Origin of the sequence: Bacillus salipaludis, assembly GCF_030938565.1 — a bacterium.
In the GTDB taxonomy this organism is placed as follows: Bacteria; Bacillota; Bacilli; order Bacillales; family Cytobacillaceae; genus Neobacillus; species Neobacillus salipaludis_A.
Map to the genome: position 1 here is coordinate 142,950 of NZ_JAVGVR010000002.1, position 15,897 is coordinate 158,846.

Sequence of the window (15,897 nt, forward strand, 5' to 3'; positions counted from 1 at the left end):
ACCCTTAATCATGTACAGGTAGTAACCAATAAGCTCACCCGCATTAAATGTCGTTTGCCCCTTAAAGAACGGGACAAGGAACAAAGATTCCGCATACAATTTATCAAGATGGTTGTTTACCACGAACCTCAAAAATAGGGTAAGGGGTAGTAAAATCAATAAATTTTGTAATTTTAACTTCTCTACAAAAGAATTCATTTTTTGAATCATTTCAATCACCTCCCAATTGGTTATCATTACCTTAATCAAAGTGTAATGTCTTCCGTAATGAGAGAGTCAATAATGAATTTATAGTTTATTCCTACTGAATAGATGAAAACTAAAAAGCCGACATCTGATTTACCGAAATCAGCTTTTTGGTAGTTTTCCAGTATTTCAAATCTTCACAGTCTCCAAGATCACGTGCGCCGTTTCATTTGGGTGACTTAGTGGAAAATGATGTCCATATGGAAGCATCGTGATGTCTCCTAACTTTGTAGGCGGTCGATAAGCCTTATCCTGATCACCCCAAATAATCTGAAAATGACTGCTCTCCACATCGTTCATCTCCATTCCGCCCTTCTTCGACAACCATTCATCCAATAGAACCGTCGTATTTAGAATTCTAGGGGAATTAAAGCTACTTTTGACCTTTGCCATATAGTGCATAGGAATTTGCTCAGCACTACCGAACAAGCCTGTATCCAAGACATATTTTTTTAAACGATTCAAACTCGCATTCTTTAATACCCATTTTTTCATAAAACCCGGAAATGTTGTAGCACTCTTTTTCATCATGGGCGGTTGCAATAGCGTGATAGTATCATGCGAACGAAAATAATGTTCTTTGAATGCAGCCAATAAAATAAACGCTCCAAATGAGTGACCAATAAAGTGAGCACCTTCAAAAGCTTGCACCAATACATCCTTGAGTGTATGAAGATAAACAGTCATCGTATTTTTTCCCTTTAAAAAAGGAGAACGTCCCAAACCAGGAAAATCTACTATCCATACAGGCCGGCCTGTTGCTTCATGTAAATGAATCCCTAATGGAAACAAATCTTCTCCATCACTCAGTAAACCATGGAACAAAATAAAAGGCTTACCTTCTCCATTTTTTTGGTAAACGACTATGTTTCCAATACGAACTCTGTTAAACCTGTTATCTAGTTGGTGGTTGGGGTACGCTATACGATAATCCAAATCCGCTATTACAGCCGGTAAAAAAGTCGTTACACTCGTCTCTTTGAACCAATGTTGTCCCATTACTTTTTTGACCATGACATTAGAAAAATCTCTGTTTGTCATAAAGTTTAATCCATCTGCCGGGATTCCTGTTAGTTTACTTCCTCCGCTATTCAGTAATAATTTCATAGCTTGTATCGGAACCGACTTAGTAGGTGCCTTCACGTTCATACTTTCTGCCATGATACGAAGTAATTCCGGTACATTAAGATCCGTTTGTTTGTCTGGAACAAGTGTATATGTATGGCTCTTTGGCTGTTGTTGCTTCAAAATCCGAACTATAAATTTTGCTAATGCATCGTTTGCAATCAGGGGGAGTCTATAATCTCTTCCCACTGGCACAACAGGCATAAGACCTTTGCTCATACTTTTCACAAGTAACCCTAAACCCCCCACCTGCTCCGTGCTCCCCGTCTGACTAGGACCAACTACTGTAGGGGGATTAACAACTGAAAGCGGATAACCTACTTTCTTTGCGTGTTGTCGCATATAGAGGTCTGCTAAAAATTTTGTGCGTTCATACGGATTTTTTATTTTTAATTGCTGATGTCCCTCTTGAAATACATCAATATCTATATTGCTATTGTCATCATCAAAAGGACTCATATAACCTACTACATGGATAAATTGCTCTAAACCTTTGGTTAGATGAATACTTTGTGCTAATTCACTCACATGTTTTGCACCGTTTAGAAACGCAGACGTCGCTTGTTGTTCGGAAACACTGATATCCATCGGTCCACCTGCATGAATGATCACATCGCACTTTTTTACTTGTTGTTGATCTTCTTCACGTAACCCTAAACCTTTTTTCGTTAAATCACCTTCCACAAACTGCAAACGATTTTCGTGTAGACGCTCACTTTCTTGGAACATCGTGATGGCCTTACTTTTAGATCTTACCAACAGTAAGATTTCGACCTGTTCAGATACTAATTGTTGTACTAACTGCTTACCAATAAAACCTGTTCCTCCTATTAAAAAAATCTTTTTCATCATCTATCCCCCATTTTAGTACTATACAGTTCTAGTTTAGTGTAAAAAAATTGCCTCTTTAGCGAAGCAATTGCATAAATTGTTGAACTGTTTTTATAATGATTGTTGCATCTTTCTGCGTTTCTGCAATAAATAATGCACCTTCCAAATTAGTGATAAATAATGCTGCTACTTCCTCAGGCTGAATCGTATTGCGAAATTCTCCTCTTTCGATTCCTTGTGTGATAAGTAAACTGACTTTAGATTGCAATTCAGTAAAAAACATTCCGATTCTTTCTTTAAGCTGTATAGCTTGTGCCGGACATTGAATAGCTAGTGTAATAAATGGACAACCACCTTTAAACTCTCTTTCTTGCACTCCTTGCGATAAATGCGTTAAGAACATAATCACACGTTGTTCAACCGAAAATTGCTGCTGATTCAGCACCTCTTCCATTGCATAATTGTACATCGCGATCCAATAATCAACTACCGATTCTAATATTTCTTCTTTGTTCGAAAAATGATAATACACATTTGACTTGGACACTTTACTGACGCGAACCAATTCATCCATACTCGTGTAGAGAAAGCCCATTTCTAAAAATAAATTAGCCGCTATTTCAATGACACGCTTTCGATTCATTAATTTATTCTTTACCATAATTAGTACTATATAGTACTAATTTATATTTTTCAAGAAAAAACAGGTGAATATAGGAAATAAAATTGGAATCCTTTGTTAATATTTTTTTACAAAGTTAGTACACTTATTGCTAAAGGATGGATCAAATCAGATTGTAGTCATCCTGTGACTAAAAGTGAAATTTTGTGATTACTTTTCGAACAGCCAGGACATTATGTATATTTGGCAATTATAAAATTGCTAATTATTGAAGTGCGTTTCTTGAATGTAAAAAAGCCAAAGATAAGCAATTAATTAATAAAAACCTGCATATCTTTGGTTTATTGATAATTAAGAATTTAACAAAAGCACCCGTTAGCTGAATAAGGAAAAATTCCGTTTATACAACTATCCATGCTCTGTCCCTACCGCTGATTTTCACTTCTTTCCCATGTATATCCAGGATTTTTAGACTGTATATGCCTAATGGCTCTCAGGTCAGTATCCTGGGCATAATACAGGTTATATACATTTGAGAGGGGGGTTAGTATGAGGCTAAGAAATGGAGATTTTTATACAAATGTTTTTACCAATAAGTTATATAGGTTAAATGAAGATAAAGATAGCAGCTGGTACTTGAGTTTGCGTGATGAAGAAGGTTATCATGAAACAGAAAAGATATCAGGGCGTGATATGATTAGATTGGTAGAAGGTAGTTATAAAAAAAAATAAAAAAGTTACCCCATTCCTGTCATAGTACCAGTAATCTGATTTTTTTTAGTGGAAAGTAGGTAAAACATGAAACAATATAAGATGTTCCAAGGAAAAAATCGCCTTTATGTCGAATATAGTAGATAAAGGAGATTTTCCAATGAATAAAGTTGAGTTATTAAAAAAATTACTAAATAGTAGTCGAGGTAATTTGTTTTCATTAGAGATTCCTACTACAAAAGAAAATGAAAAAAAGATTCAAGAATTGGTTAGAGTATTAGAAACAGAAAAAAGAATTAAATTAAGAGAATATGTACAGAGAGAATACTCAGTTTACTTACATGGAATAATTAAGTATGCATCCGAATAATCGGATGCTTTATAATTGAGTGATTCACCATAGGATTCTTCAAGTTATACAGTAAGCCAAGATGGGCATAGGATTTTTATGAGATTTTAGAAATTGTGAACCTTCATAACCCATAGAGCCAATAAATCCCTTGGGCATCTATTTTCTTAAATTAACCCGCTTCGTTAGTCGAATAAGCAAAAGGATCGCCGCAGCAAACCCGGTTGTTCTACTCTTGCACCTGTTAGTTTAAGTGAAAATCTTCACAATCTTTTTTTACCTTAACAAAATCTAATCCGTTGATGTGTAGTGGCATATCAAAAAGACGCCTTCTTACTAAAGAAAAGCGCCCTTTAATGGAATAACCAAAAAAAGCAGCAGCCAAGGCGAGAAAATAAAGTCCTAAGTTCTATTGAACAAACATTCCCAGCTGAAACGTAATATTCAAAGTGATTAAGGTTTTTTTGGCCGATTAACTTTTTTATCGTATTCTAATTCAGGGAGACAAGATAGTCGGCAAGTTTATCGAAAGTACCCTCAAGATCTTGTTGAAGCTTTGGAGCCATACCTTTGTATGTTTCTTGTTCCTCAGCTGAAGCGTTCACAGGGCAACCTTTCAGTTTTAAAACAGTTTTACCGTCGTCATCTTCTAGCGTTATGATATTCATAATTTCAAGAGGCCAGCTCACGCTAAAAGGCGCTCGGACCGTATTGCCTTGCTCATCGGAAAAGGATCGGATAAAAACCACTTTCTCAGGTTCGACAATCTCCTGGTATTCAAATTTTCCCCACATAACCTGATTTCCGTCAGGAGACGTCTGAATACCTAAAAACTCGCCTCCAGAACGAGCATCCATTTTAACGATTTCGAGGGTGACCCCCTTTGGTCCCCACCATTTCGCGAAATGCCCGTACTCTGTCCATGCTTTAAATACGAGTTCGCGAGGGGCATCGAATACACGCGTAATTGCAATTTCGAACGATTGATTCAGATTGTTATCCATGAAAATCCTCCTTGTTTTTTTGAAGGGAACTATTCCCCTACTTTGACAGAGTGCTTGAAGCCTGAACCAGAAGATCTGCCAGGAGATCGTAATCGGGTGATATCTTCGTCTGGCCCGCCCATTTAACGGATTAAAGACCAAGAAAAATGGACTGCTGAAAACAGTCCATCGCTGTTCAATTCTTGCACCCTTTAATGGAATAACTACACCACTTGATTTATCTATTAATGTGGAATAATAAGCCAACGTTTCTTAAACAACATTTATTGATTTTATAATTATCTAAAGCCATTCCGTTAATTCAAGATGAATTATAATTCCCTCTCTTTAGCACTTATCATTTCGTAATTCCCGAAGCATTTGAAAAATTTGACCTCTATGATGCGATTCATGTTCAATCAAATGGTAAACAACCCACTCAGGTGTGACGTCATAATGTTCAATTACTCTCGGTTTACGCCAATCGGTTAAGTCCATTGAACGAAAGTGAGAAAGAAATACTTCGCGTACCTTATTAAGGCGGTAAAAATGTTCCTCTATACTTTCTCCCTCAAAGTGAGTTAAATTGCCGTCAGTTCGATGTTCTAAAGGAAATAATGCGCTAATTTCTTGATCCCAATCAGTTCCAAGTACTTCTACATATAACCAATCTGCCTCGATCAATGCAATGTGATACAAGAGTGTCCCATTGATTGTCCTTCGCCTAATTTCCGGTCAATTAAGCTTTGGCTGGTTCCAGTTAATTCAGTTATAAGAGTACGTCGTACATCCTCTAGACACCATAGCCATCGGCCAATCTCTTCTTCATACTCTGGTAATGAAGATACCAGTAAAGTTCTTCTCTCCAACAGATCAACCTCCTCTAATTAAAATACTTAACATTCTATTAAAAATAGATGTTTCCTTCTTTTAAATAAAAATATTCTTCCCGTATTCCACAATCTGTCCCTTTAATAAAGAAAGAGCGCTATTCTTGCTACAGAATCGCGCCAGATTGCGGAGTATCGGTAAAATAAAAATTAATGTTTACCCTTTATAGGTATAAAAGCTGAGTGGTCTTGGATCATCAGCCAAATTGGGCACTCTACGATATATCACGTAGGATGCCTTGCTTTATTTTATGTGTTAGCCCTCAGATAAACTTGAAAAGTAACTATTTTACTCATTTTAAATATGTTCAGTTAATAATTTCTCCCTTGTTTTTGGCTAAATTTTCGCGCCATTCACGTCGCTCCGTAGTTGTCAGTTTCGCCCACTCTGTTTCTTCACCAATAATTCTTAAAGGTTCTTTTGAGCGATAAGATCGTGTTAAGTTACCCGGAAACTTTTTGTCAGTAACATTTGGGTCGTTTTCAAATTCACCTGTTGGTTCTATTATATAAACGCGTTCTCTTCCTTCTCCTTTTGCTAATGCTGCTGCAAGTCCTGCGCCATTGGCATTAGCAGTGAAATAAATATGGTTCATTTTAAGCTCAGGTTTGTAATTTGAATCTCCACCCGCTGTCAGTAAATCACCAACCTGCAAATCTGCCTTTGTCCCATGATAAAATGGTCCTTCATCAGAAGGTGCACCCTCATATGAATTTGACAATTCATAATTTCTTTTTGCATTATCAGAATCACACAACTCCTCATAGAATTTGGCAATGTTTAAATATAATGTTGAGTATGCACTCTTAACATTTTCATCATTTATATTTAGTGCACACTGTAAAGATGTTTCCATCCATTTCAATTTGTCTGTAATACTCTTTTGTTGACGAGCCAAATGATAAGCTGCAATAAACCTTTCATAGTCGTCTTTTGCTTCGTGCCAAGCTTGATGAAACATCGTGGTTGCACCTTCAACGTTTCCGCCATCTTCCATGTTCATCCCACTCATACAGAGTTTAATAACGACGTTGTTTGGATCAAATTTTATATTCATCTAATCTTACCTCCAAATTAATGAAATCACATTTTGAACTACATTTCTTCATTATTTAAAAGCCCATGCCTTTCCTGTGATATTCTAAAAAAATAAATTTATTCCGCTAACTGGCCCAAGAAATGAATACGTTATTCCCCGAAAGCGCCCGATTATTGAAGAAACTTGGTCTGTATGATTTACTCATTAGCCACACAACCATTGTAATTGCAACTGAGTAAGCCTCCTGTCCATTCGCGAACAGGAGGCTTTGTTTGTTGGTGAAACGGAAGTATGTTTGCTATTACTGCGGTTGCTCTCCTGGGACATTCACTTGGAAAGTAACGCCGAACTTTTCTTTTACTTGCCCGTACAAGGGGCTCCAATCCGTCTTCTGAAGAGGCATAATGACTTGTCCGCCGTCTTCCAAAGCGGCGAAGATTTCTCTAGCTCTAGCCTCTTCTTTGGGATGGATGGCAATCTGAATCGTATCGCCTGGCTGATAAGGCATGCCTGCGAACGTATCGGTGAACATGAGATCCGCGTCGCCGACTTTCAAGTGTGCATGCATAACGCGATCCTTCATGTCATCCGTCAACGGATGATTCGGGTCCGCCGGCATATCTCCGAACGTCATGATACCCATCACTTTCCCGCCAAGCGCTTTCTCGTAAAAATGGATCGCTTCTCTCGTGTTACCGTCAAAAATCAAATACGGGTTCAAACTAATTGACATCATTCAACAGCTCATTTGGAAAAATTTGGACAACCTCTTATTCATGATACATCAAAATTGAGCTTGCGTAAACTGGACTAACCCACTTGATGGATAACGGTTCCAATTCTAAATAATCCTTATTCGATTAAATGGCCCGATTGTTGAATAAAAGCTAATGACTATTGTTCAACTAAACTCCCTCTATATAGAAAGGAAAATCTTACGATTTCTCTTGTTTTCTCCAAATTTCGTAGTAGTTTGTTTTAAAATTCATTTGAGGATTGGAATTTTAGTGTACTACCATGAAAATAAACTTCTGTAATTCTGGAAAAAAGGCAATACTAAAGAAGACGCAGCTCATTCATTTTTAAAAAAGGGGAGAGCGCCTAATTCATTGATCCTTGGAATCGAGTTGAATAGATTAAGATGCTTCTGGTTCTTGTAAAGTAACTGTGTATCCTAAACTTTCAAGTCTTCGTAGTGAATGCCGAACAATGGATTGCTGTCTTTGTTTATCAAAGTAGTCTTCGCCTAAGTCTACATACATTTCTTTTCGTGTTAAGAGATAATAAGAGATACGTAACATGGCATGGGCGACCACTATTCCGGCTCGCTTTTTGCCTTTTCGTGATGCTGTTCGTCGATACAGTGCTCCGAGATAGTTCTTCGAACCTTTTACTGAATGAGCTGCTTCAGTTAATGCGGATCTCAAATACTTATTTCCTTTTTTGGTTTTAGCTGATTTCCTTTTCCCAGCACTTTCGTTCTGTCCAGGAACCAAACCTGCCCAGGAACACATATGTGCTGCACTTGGGAATTGTTTCTTAATATCAGTTCCGATTTCAGCTAAAATTTGCTCAGCCATCCTGGTGGCTATACCAGGAATAGAATCTAATCGTTCCACATCTTCTTGGTTGGTACGTACTCTTTTCGCTACTTCTTGATCGAGCATCTCAATCTCTTCAGTCAAAAAGTCAATATGTCTTAAAATCGTTTTTAACATTAGACGTTGATGGGATTGAATATAACCTTTAAGTGCGAGTTCCAGTTCATCTTTCTTCTTTTTCATTGAGCGACGTGCAAAGTTTGCTAGTTTTTCAGGATCCTCTTCTCCTTTGGCAATAGCATCAAGCATATCTCGAGCGGAAACACCCAAAACGTCTGAAACAACTGAACCCAATTTAATGTTCGCTCCTTCTAATACCTTTTGGATTCGATTGATTTGTCTTGCACGTTCCTCAATGATGCTCCGACGATAACGAACGAGTTCACGTAGTTCCCGTTGATTACGATCTGGAATGTAACTAGCTTTTAAAAGTCCATGACGAAGAAGTTTGGCAATCCATTCTGCATCCTTAACATCTGTTTTACGTCCGGGGACTGCCTTCATATGTTGAGCATTCACCACTAAAAACTCAATATCCTCAGCTTCTAGTAAATTCACAATAGGTTTCCAATAAACACTCGTGCTCTCCATGGCAACATGGGTACAATTATGTAGTTTAATCCAGTCAACCAACTGTAGTAGAAATACAGTTTTAGTAGAAAACGTTTGAATCTCCTTTCCTTCAGGTGTCAAAATACAGGCAGTAATATTGTCCTTATGGACATCCATTCCGCATGCTCTTTCAATGACTACATCCATTGAAAACATCCTTTCTACGGCTCACAATAATATTGGAGGCTGGTGCATCAACCAGAATAGGATTAATCTACCATGTGTGCTTCCCGTAAGGGAGCGACAGTCAGTGGTGCACCGTGGTCGGTGGAGTCAGACTAAAGGATGGGCTCTAACGCACCATAGTACAGCGACCTTCCTCTCCCAGCCGTAGAATCAGTATTGACGGTTTAAAAACATTTTCATTCTCTGTGGTGAAGAGCTGGTTTTTAGCGATTCATGTATGGCTAAAGGGTAATTTTGGGGGCAAAGTGAAAAAGAAACTTATAGTTAACCAAACCAACCTTATCCAAAAGTTGGATAACTAGCTAAAGTATGGTTGCACTGGTGGATCTCCACATTTCTCATGGAGGTCAACCCTCCCATATCTCACAGAGTCTTTGCTCCAAAATTCCTTCGTCCAACCTTTCCATGAGGTGGATGTCAGTCATGCTGCCCGACAGGGTCCTTGCCCGTATTTTAGTTGATTTACTGACTAATCCGTGCTTCAAATGTCTAAAACAATAAAACTACTACCTAATGAATTTCACTAAAAGAAATTTAAGCTGCTATCTGTAATTCCGCCATATGAGGAATGTCCCTTAACATACGCTCTTCACTAAATTCACACTGCTTTTTACCGATGGTAAACAGAATACGTATGAGCTTATTACATATTGCAATTAACGATTGCATTTTCTTCAAAGGATTATCTGGGCGCTTTGTAAAATACTCGTGTAATGCTTTAAAAGCAGTATTTTTAGCGACTAAAGGCATTGCTACTCGAAAAAGAAGTGCTCTTAAAGTCTTCCTTCCTCTCTTTGTAATTTTGGTTTGTCCTTTGTGCTTTCCAGATGTATTTTCCTTTAGGCTGAGCCCAGCTAATTTGATAATCTGCCCTGGATGGGTGTAGTTACCTAGGTCTCCTACCTCCGAATAAAAGCCTGCAATCGTATCTTTGCCTATTCCCTTAATAGCCAACATTTGTTCAACACCTGGAATTTGTTCAAGAAGTCTATCTATGTTAGATTCCAGTTCTTCGAACTTTTCCTTTATAAGTTCATATTTGTCTATTAACGTGCTTAGCTCTAATTTAGCCATGTCCGAACCTTCACGAATGCCAATAGAATCGGTGGCAACCTGCCTTAGTTCTTTTATTTTACTGAGTCCCACTGCACGTTTAACAGCTTTCCGAAGATGTACTAATATTTCTTGTTCCGAAAGGTTGACTAACTCATGTGGCAATAAATTTAGTTTTAATAATTGGATCGCCGACTTACCTTCCCAATCTTTAAATACCGTAAGGAATTCTGGAAAGTAGCGGTCAATCCAATTATGGATTTGCCCCTGAACTGCTTGAAGATCAACAGCTAAGAGATCACGTATTTTTCGAGCCACTCGGAGTTCTGCATAAACTCCTTGCGGAATGTTCGGTTCAGCATATCTCCCGTCTTTGACCAACTGAGCGATAACTCTTGCATCCTTTACATCATTTTTAGTTGGAGAGTTATCATCCAGCTCTTTACTCTTCTTTACATGCATAGGATTTACGACCACAAACTTAATATGATGATCCTTAAGGAAGTGAGCTAAATTAAGCCAATAGTGACCTGTCGGCTCCATTCCTACAATCACTTTTTCCATTTTGTTATGAACCATTAAATTTTTAATCCACTCTATGAAACAGTTAAAGCTAGAATTTGTATTTTCAAAGTATAATGGTGCCGAAATTTCTAAACCTCTAAAGTCCTGGGCTCTTGCCACATGCTTGTATTTGGCAATATCAACACCTATAATTAATGTTTGAGAAGTAATTTGAGCAATCTTTTCATTTTGGTTATAATTCATTTAAATAGCCTCCTGGTAGTATATTTGTATCCTTTTTGCCGCCAAGCTTTGGACACTCATATCTTACCAAGGGGCTTTTTTATATTCAAACCCCATATTTCTTCATTACAGGAATGCTGCCCTCTAGCACAATAAGAAAAACTGTCTCAATGACAGCTCTGAACATTAATCTTGCACCCGTAAGTTAACTTTTTTCAATCTTACAAATCCACTTATAAAAATTCAGTAAAATAACTAACAAAATAGGGTCAAAAAAAATAGAATACTCTAATTTCCACCACCCATAATTGAAGTACCCCCAAGGTTCTGGCAGTAACGCTATTAATTCATAAATCACCATAAATACCATCCAATAAATATAATAGAGGATTCTTTTTACTAAAGGAGAGTTAAAGGGAAACCAATTCAAAAACATCATATTTACAGGTGGTAAAAGTATTGTAAGGGAAGGTAAACCTTCCCAATCAACATCTTGTGTAAAGTACCAATAACCGTGGTATTTTTGGTCAATAAACAAATCAGCAATAATTTGTAAAGTAATGGTGAACGACCAAATATGAACAATTTGATTTTTAGTAAGCCGCTTGTTAGTTTTAAAAGCAATTAAATTAAAAAGAATAACAGCAATAATAAGTCCAATCATAAAAAATGTCCTTTTTTAACTAATTTTCTCTAATCACTGTTCTTTTATCCTGCACGTCCCTTCAATAAGAAAATGCGTCTCTACTTAATGTAGAAACGCACCCTATAGTTAAGTACATTTGTTCACAAACTTATTACAGGAATGCTGTCCCGTTAGTTCAACAAAAATAGGCATATATCCTAATTGAACCTATGCATCGATTGGTGAAAAAAGATTAACACCTGCACACCATCAAATGATTTCCATAAGGGTCTTTGAAATTAAACCAATGATTATGCTCAATTTCTGTTGTTAATTCAACATTCTTACCCTTCAAAAAATTATAGGCTGCTTCAATATTGTGGGCATTAAAATGAAAAGCTGGAGTTTTGAAAATATTTTCTTTTGAATAAATCTTGCTATCTAATACAATTCCAGTTCCATTCGTTGTTGGTACAATAAATAAATGCCCAAATAAAATCTCACCTTCTGCATTTAACCCCAAAATGTCACAATACCAATTCCGTGCTTCTTCGACATTACTTACAGGAATAAAGACTGTTCCGATTTGATTTAAAACAGGATTCATTGACAACCTCCTAAAATAGAATTTATTAAAATAATTCGCTTTATTTTTATTTTTCTCCTTTTTATTAAACTAACCTGCCCCGTTAGTTCAATAACTTCAACAAAAAAGGCGTTAATCCTTCCTGGAATAAACCACCCTTAAGTCGAGCATTTTTATTTTTTTCAACATAAAAAAAGGTAGTACCAGCTAAGCTGACACCACCCGCAATGTAGATGTTAATTAAATGGGGAATTATTTATTGATGACCTCGTTATATCCCTGCTGGGCATCAGTGATTGCAAGCTTTGAATAGACCTCCAAGGACTTGCGTCCATTCCCCTGCCCGCTCCACTCCGTCCAACCAACTCTGTGTCACGTCATGGTTCTGCCCCAATAAGATCGATGAAATTCACCGGCCTATTTTTAAACGAACGATGAACCATAGGCTCGGTGTCAGTCTTCGATTGCCTGGTAGACCATGGTCCAGAAGTCGTGGATAAGCCGCGTTGAATCCGGAGTGGACGCCCCGACCTGGGTGAGAAGGATTCCGGTGAGCTGTTTGTCCGGGTCAGCATACGTCGCGGTGCCGCTTCCGCCGTCCCAGCCGAACTGGCCGATGGGCGCGTAGTCACCTCGGTAGGTGCGCACCGCCATCCCAAAGCCCCAGCCACCGTGCTGCCCTTGGCCGAAAGACACATGTACGTTGTTGCGGGCCATGGCGTTTCGGGCGGCTTGTTGCTCTGGCGTGAGGCGGTTGGTGGTCATCAGTTGGACGGCGGGCCGGGATAGGATCCGTTCGGTCCCGTGCATCCCGTGATTCAGCAGCATCCGGAAGTAAGCGTGGTAGTCGTCGACGGTGGAGACCAGTCCGCCGCCGCCGCCCTGAAACGCCGGAGGCTGGCTGTGGCGTCCCCCCTTGGCCTCGTCCCACACTATGTACTCTCCGGTCTGCGGGTCGGGGGCGTAGAGGGTTGGCAGCCGGTCGATCTTGTCGGCGGGCACGTGGAAACCGGTGTCCTTCATGCCCAGGGGGTCAAAGACGCGTTCGCGCAGGAACGTCTCAAACGACTGGCCCGTGACCCTAGCGACGAGCACGCCGAGTAGATCGTTGCTGATGTGGTACTGCCAGCGCTCTCCGGGATGGTGCATCAGTGGAAGCGAGCCAAGGCGCCGCATCCACTCATCAGGCACGGGCACTGGCTCCGGTAGATTGGGCGTGAGTCCCTGCTCAAAGATTGCGTTCATGATTGGAGTGCCCAGCGACGTCATATCCATGCCGAGCCCAAACGTGGAGGTCAGCAGGTCCCGTACGGTGATCGGCCGCCGCGCCGGCACGGTATCGTCCAGCGGGCCGTCGATCCGCTTCAACACCTGCCGGTCGGCGAGTTCCGGTAGCCACTGCTCTACCAGGTCATCCAGCCGCAGCCTGCACTCGTCGAGCAGAACCATCGCCGCCGCGATCGTAACCGGCTTGGACGTCGAGGCCATCCGGAAGATCGTGTCCCGGCGCATCGGCGCACCACCGTCATGGCGCATCGTCCCGATCGCTTCGACGTGTGTCTCATCGTACCTGCTGACCAGGGCGACGAGCCCAGGAATCTTCCCGGACTCGACATGTCGTGCCAGCACGTCGCGCATTCTGCGCAGCCCAGTTTCGGAGAAGCCGCTGTTGCTTTGTACCGTTGTAATCTTTTTCATTTGGTTTCCCTCTCTTTACTTTTTTATCAGCCCTATGGATATGTCCTGCGCTTAGCATAGAGCCAATTGTTCATGGGACGTTTATTCTCGGTTTCATCAAATTCAAGGTCACCATTATTCCGTAAGTAATCTTCTTTGACAACCGTTATCTCGCCCTCCCCATTGGAGCTGAGAAGGGCGAAAATACTGCCCTTATCCATTTAAGCTCCCGCCTTCACATTACCTAATTATGTATACTCTGTAAGTAAATACATATTCCTTATTCAACTATCCTTCCCCTTTAGCCATACATGAATCGCTAAAAACCAGCTCTTCACCACAGAGAATGAAAATGTTTTTAAACCGTCAATACTGATTCTACGGCTGGGAGAGGAAGGTCGCTGTACTATGGTGCGTTAGAGCCCATCCTTTAGTCTGACTCCACCGACCACGGTGCACCACTGACTGTCGCTCCCTTACGGGAAGCACACATGGTAGATTAATCCTATTCTGGTTGATGCACCAGCCTCCAATATTATTGTGAGCCGTAGAAAGGATGTTTTCAATGGATGTAGTCATTGAAAGAGCATGCGGAATGGATGTCCATAAGGACAATATTACTGCCTGTATTTTGACACCTGAAGGAAAGGAGATTCAAACGTTTTCTACTAAAACTGTATTTCTACTACAGTTGGTTGACTGGATTAAACTACATAATTGTACCCATGTTGCCATGGAGAGCACGAGTGTTTATTGGAAACCTATTGTGAATTTACTAGAAGCTGAGGATATTGAGTTTTTAGTGGTGAATGCTCAACATATGAAGGCAGTCCCCGGACGTAAAACAGATGTTAAGGATGCAGAATGGATTGCCAAACTTCTTCGTCATGGACTTTTAAAAGCTAGTTACATTCCAGATCGTAATCAACGGGAACTACGTGAACTCGTTCGTTATCGTCGGAGCATCATTGAGGAACGTGCAAGACAAATCAATCGAATCCAAAAGGTATTAGAAGGAGCGAACATTAAATTGGGTTCAGTTGTTTCAGACGTTTTGGGTGTTTCCGCTCGAGATATGCTTGATGCTATTGCCAAAGGAGAAGAGGATCCTGAAAAACTAGCAAACTTTGCACGTCGCTCAATGAAAAAGAAGAAAGATGAACTGGAACTCGCACTTAAAGGTTATATTCAATCCCATCAACGTCTAATGTTAAAAACGATTTTAAGACATATTGACTTTTTGACTGAAGAGATTGAGATGCTCGATCAAGAAGTAGCGAAAAGAGTACGTACCAACCAAGAAGATGTGGAACGATTAGATTCTATTCCTGGTATAGCCACCAGGATGGCTGAGCAAATTTTAGCTGAAATCGGAACTGATATTAAGAAACAATTCCCAAGTGCAGCACATATGTGTTCCTGGGCAGGTTTGGTTCCTGGACAGAACGAAAGTGCTGGGAAAAGGAAATCAGCTAAAACCAAAAAAGGAAATAAGTATTTGAGATCCGCATTAACTGAAGCAGCTCATTCAGTAAAAGGTTCGAAGAACTATCTCGGAGCACTGTATCGACGAACAGCATCACGAAAAGGCAAAAAGCGAGCCGGAATAGTGGTCGCCCATGCCATGTTACGTATCTCTTATTATCTCTTAACACGAAAAGAAATGTATGTAGACTTAGGCGAAGACTACTTTGATAAACAAAGACAGCAATCCATTGTTCGGCATTCACTACGAAGACTTGAAAGTTTAGGATACACAGTTACTTTACAAGAACCAGAAGCATCTTAATCTATTCAACTCGATTCCAAGGATCAATGAATTAGGCGCTCTCCCCTTTTTTAAAAATGAATGAGCTGCGTCTTCTTTAGTATTGCCTTTTTTCCAGAATTACAGAAGTTTATTTTCATGGCAGTGCAAAAAGAAAAGCTGCCTCAATGACAGCTTCCACTCCTAAACTCAAGCACCCGTTCGTATTATAAGGTCAGCCAGAAAATTTTTCTGGTTGACCATTT

The 15,897-nt window shown here is 39.8% G+C and carries 16 protein-coding genes; 3 read left to right on the top strand and 13 right to left on the bottom strand.

Translation table 11 applies throughout. From position 1 onward, the window contains the following. Positions 1–375: 375 nt before the first annotated feature. Positions 376–2,220, bottom strand: a complete 1,845-nt coding sequence (locus tag RCG21_RS31750; protein ID WP_308914442.1) for an alpha/beta fold hydrolase — start codon at positions 2,218–2,220, stop codon at positions 376–378. A 58-nt stretch (positions 2,221–2,278) separates the two neighbouring features. Beyond that, positions 2,279–2,845, bottom strand: coding sequence for a TetR/AcrR family transcriptional regulator (locus tag RCG21_RS31755; RefSeq protein WP_308914443.1), 567 nt, complete (start codon positions 2,843–2,845; stop codon positions 2,279–2,281). Between the two features lie 528 nt (positions 2,846–3,373). Between RCG21_RS31755 and RCG21_RS31760 the strand changes: the two genes are divergently transcribed. Both RCG21_RS31760 and RCG21_RS31765 read left to right on the top strand, forming a co-directional pair. Continuing rightward, positions 3,374–3,556 (top strand): hypothetical protein, encoded by a 183-nt coding sequence (locus RCG21_RS31760; protein WP_308914444.1) that lies wholly within the window; start codon positions 3,374–3,376, stop codon positions 3,554–3,556. A gap of 139 nt (positions 3,557–3,695) precedes the next feature. Continuing rightward, the gene (locus tag RCG21_RS31765; protein ID WP_071353701.1) at positions 3,696–3,905 is read left to right on the top strand and encodes a hypothetical protein; all 210 of its coding nucleotides are present in this window, start codon (positions 3,696–3,698) and stop codon (positions 3,903–3,905) included. Between the two features lie 470 nt (positions 3,906–4,375). Here the strand turns inward: RCG21_RS31765 and RCG21_RS31770 are convergent, their stop codons facing one another. From RCG21_RS31770 to RCG21_RS31820, 11 genes are all read right to left on the bottom strand, one after another. Then, a complete protein-coding gene (locus RCG21_RS31770; RefSeq protein ID WP_133340415.1) occupies positions 4,376–4,888 on the bottom strand; it encodes an SRPBCC family protein in 513 nt (170 codons plus the stop codon). Positions 4,889–5,215: 327 nt separating this feature from the next. Further along, on the bottom strand, positions 5,216–5,566 hold the full coding sequence (locus tag RCG21_RS31775; RefSeq protein WP_235824973.1) for a DinB family protein: 351 nt from the start codon (positions 5,564–5,566) through the stop codon (positions 5,216–5,218). Next, positions 5,548–5,736, bottom strand: a complete 189-nt coding sequence (locus tag RCG21_RS31780; RefSeq protein WP_235824974.1) for a hypothetical protein — start codon at positions 5,734–5,736, stop codon at positions 5,548–5,550. The genes RCG21_RS31775 and RCG21_RS31780 overlap by 19 nt, the downstream gene beginning before the upstream one ends. A 329-nt stretch (positions 5,737–6,065) precedes the next feature. Then, positions 6,066–6,479, bottom strand: a complete 414-nt coding sequence (gene arr / locus RCG21_RS31785; protein ID WP_308175926.1) for an NAD(+)--rifampin ADP-ribosyltransferase — start codon at positions 6,477–6,479, stop codon at positions 6,066–6,068. Positions 6,480–7,098: 619 nt separating this feature from the next. After that, positions 7,099–7,530, bottom strand: a complete 432-nt coding sequence (locus RCG21_RS31790) for a VOC family protein (RefSeq protein ID WP_308914703.1) — start codon at positions 7,528–7,530, stop codon at positions 7,099–7,101. 403 nt (positions 7,531–7,933) lie between these two features. Next, positions 7,934–9,157 carry an IS110 family RNA-guided transposase gene (locus tag RCG21_RS31795; RefSeq protein ID WP_308913361.1) on the bottom strand — a complete coding sequence of 408 codons (1,224 nt, stop codon included), beginning with the start codon at positions 9,155–9,157 and terminating at the stop codon, positions 7,934–7,936. 573 nt (positions 9,158–9,730) lie between these two features. After that, complete coding sequence (locus RCG21_RS31800) at positions 9,731–11,017, bottom strand: IS110 family RNA-guided transposase (protein WP_308914445.1); 1,287 nt, start codon at positions 11,015–11,017, stop codon at positions 9,731–9,733. A gap of 184 nt (positions 11,018–11,201) precedes the next feature. Next, entirely contained in the window at positions 11,202–11,660 is a 459-nt protein-coding gene (locus RCG21_RS31805) for a hypothetical protein (RefSeq protein WP_308914446.1), read from the bottom strand. A 214-nt stretch (positions 11,661–11,874) separates the two neighbouring features. After that, complete coding sequence (locus RCG21_RS31810; protein WP_308914447.1) at positions 11,875–12,228, bottom strand: VOC family protein; 354 nt, start codon at positions 12,226–12,228, stop codon at positions 11,875–11,877. A 432-nt stretch (positions 12,229–12,660) separates the two neighbouring features. Beyond that, positions 12,661–13,905 (bottom strand): serine hydrolase domain-containing protein, encoded by a 1,245-nt coding sequence (locus RCG21_RS31815; protein WP_308914448.1) that lies wholly within the window; start codon positions 13,903–13,905, stop codon positions 12,661–12,663. Positions 13,906–13,937: 32 nt separating this feature from the next. Continuing rightward, complete coding sequence (locus RCG21_RS31820) at positions 13,938–14,105, bottom strand: hypothetical protein (protein ID WP_308914449.1); 168 nt, start codon at positions 14,103–14,105, stop codon at positions 13,938–13,940. Between the two features lie 344 nt (positions 14,106–14,449). Between RCG21_RS31820 and RCG21_RS31825 the strand changes: the two genes are divergently transcribed. Continuing rightward, positions 14,450–15,673 carry an IS110 family RNA-guided transposase gene (locus RCG21_RS31825; protein ID WP_308913361.1) on the top strand — a complete coding sequence of 408 codons (1,224 nt, stop codon included), beginning with the start codon at positions 14,450–14,452 and terminating at the stop codon, positions 15,671–15,673. Positions 15,674–15,897: the final 224 nt, after the last annotated feature.

Bases quoted from the DNA above. Each gene is read 5' to 3' on its own strand.
- RCG21_RS31810 (WP_308914447.1), bottom strand. From the start codon at position 12,228: ATGAATCCTGTTTTAAATCAAATCGGAACAGTCTTTATTCCTGTAAGT.
- RCG21_RS31795 (WP_308913361.1), bottom strand. From the start codon at position 9,157: ATGGATGTAGTCATTGAAAGAGCATGCGGAATGGATGTCCATAAGGAC.
- RCG21_RS31770 (WP_133340415.1), bottom strand. From the start codon at position 4,888: ATGGATAACAATCTGAATCAATCGTTCGAAATTGCAATTACGCGTGTA.
- RCG21_RS31825 (WP_308913361.1), top strand. From the start codon at position 14,450: ATGGATGTAGTCATTGAAAGAGCATGCGGAATGGATGTCCATAAGGAC.
- RCG21_RS31820 (WP_308914449.1), bottom strand. From the start codon at position 14,105: ATGGATAAGGGCAGTATTTTCGCCCTTCTCAGCTCCAATGGGGAGGGC.
- RCG21_RS31750 (WP_308914442.1), bottom strand. From the start codon at position 2,220: ATGAAAAAGATTTTTTTAATAGGAGGAACAGGTTTTATTGGTAAGCAG.
- RCG21_RS31755 (WP_308914443.1), bottom strand. From the start codon at position 2,845: ATGAATCGAAAGCGTGTCATTGAAATAGCGGCTAATTTATTTTTAGAA.
- RCG21_RS31790 (WP_308914703.1), bottom strand. From the start codon at position 7,530: ATGTCAATTAGTTTGAACCCGTATTTGATTTTTGACGGTAACACGAGA.
- RCG21_RS31805 (WP_308914446.1), bottom strand. From the start codon at position 11,660: ATGATTGGACTTATTATTGCTGTTATTCTTTTTAATTTAATTGCTTTT.
- RCG21_RS31760 (WP_308914444.1), top strand. From the start codon at position 3,374: ATGAGGCTAAGAAATGGAGATTTTTATACAAATGTTTTTACCAATAAG.
- RCG21_RS31765 (WP_071353701.1), top strand. From the start codon at position 3,696: ATGAATAAAGTTGAGTTATTAAAAAAATTACTAAATAGTAGTCGAGGT.
- RCG21_RS31800 (WP_308914445.1), bottom strand. From the start codon at position 11,017: ATGAATTATAACCAAAATGAAAAGATTGCTCAAATTACTTCTCAAACA.
- RCG21_RS31815 (WP_308914448.1), bottom strand. From the start codon at position 13,905: ATGAAAAAGATTACAACGGTACAAAGCAACAGCGGCTTCTCCGAAACT.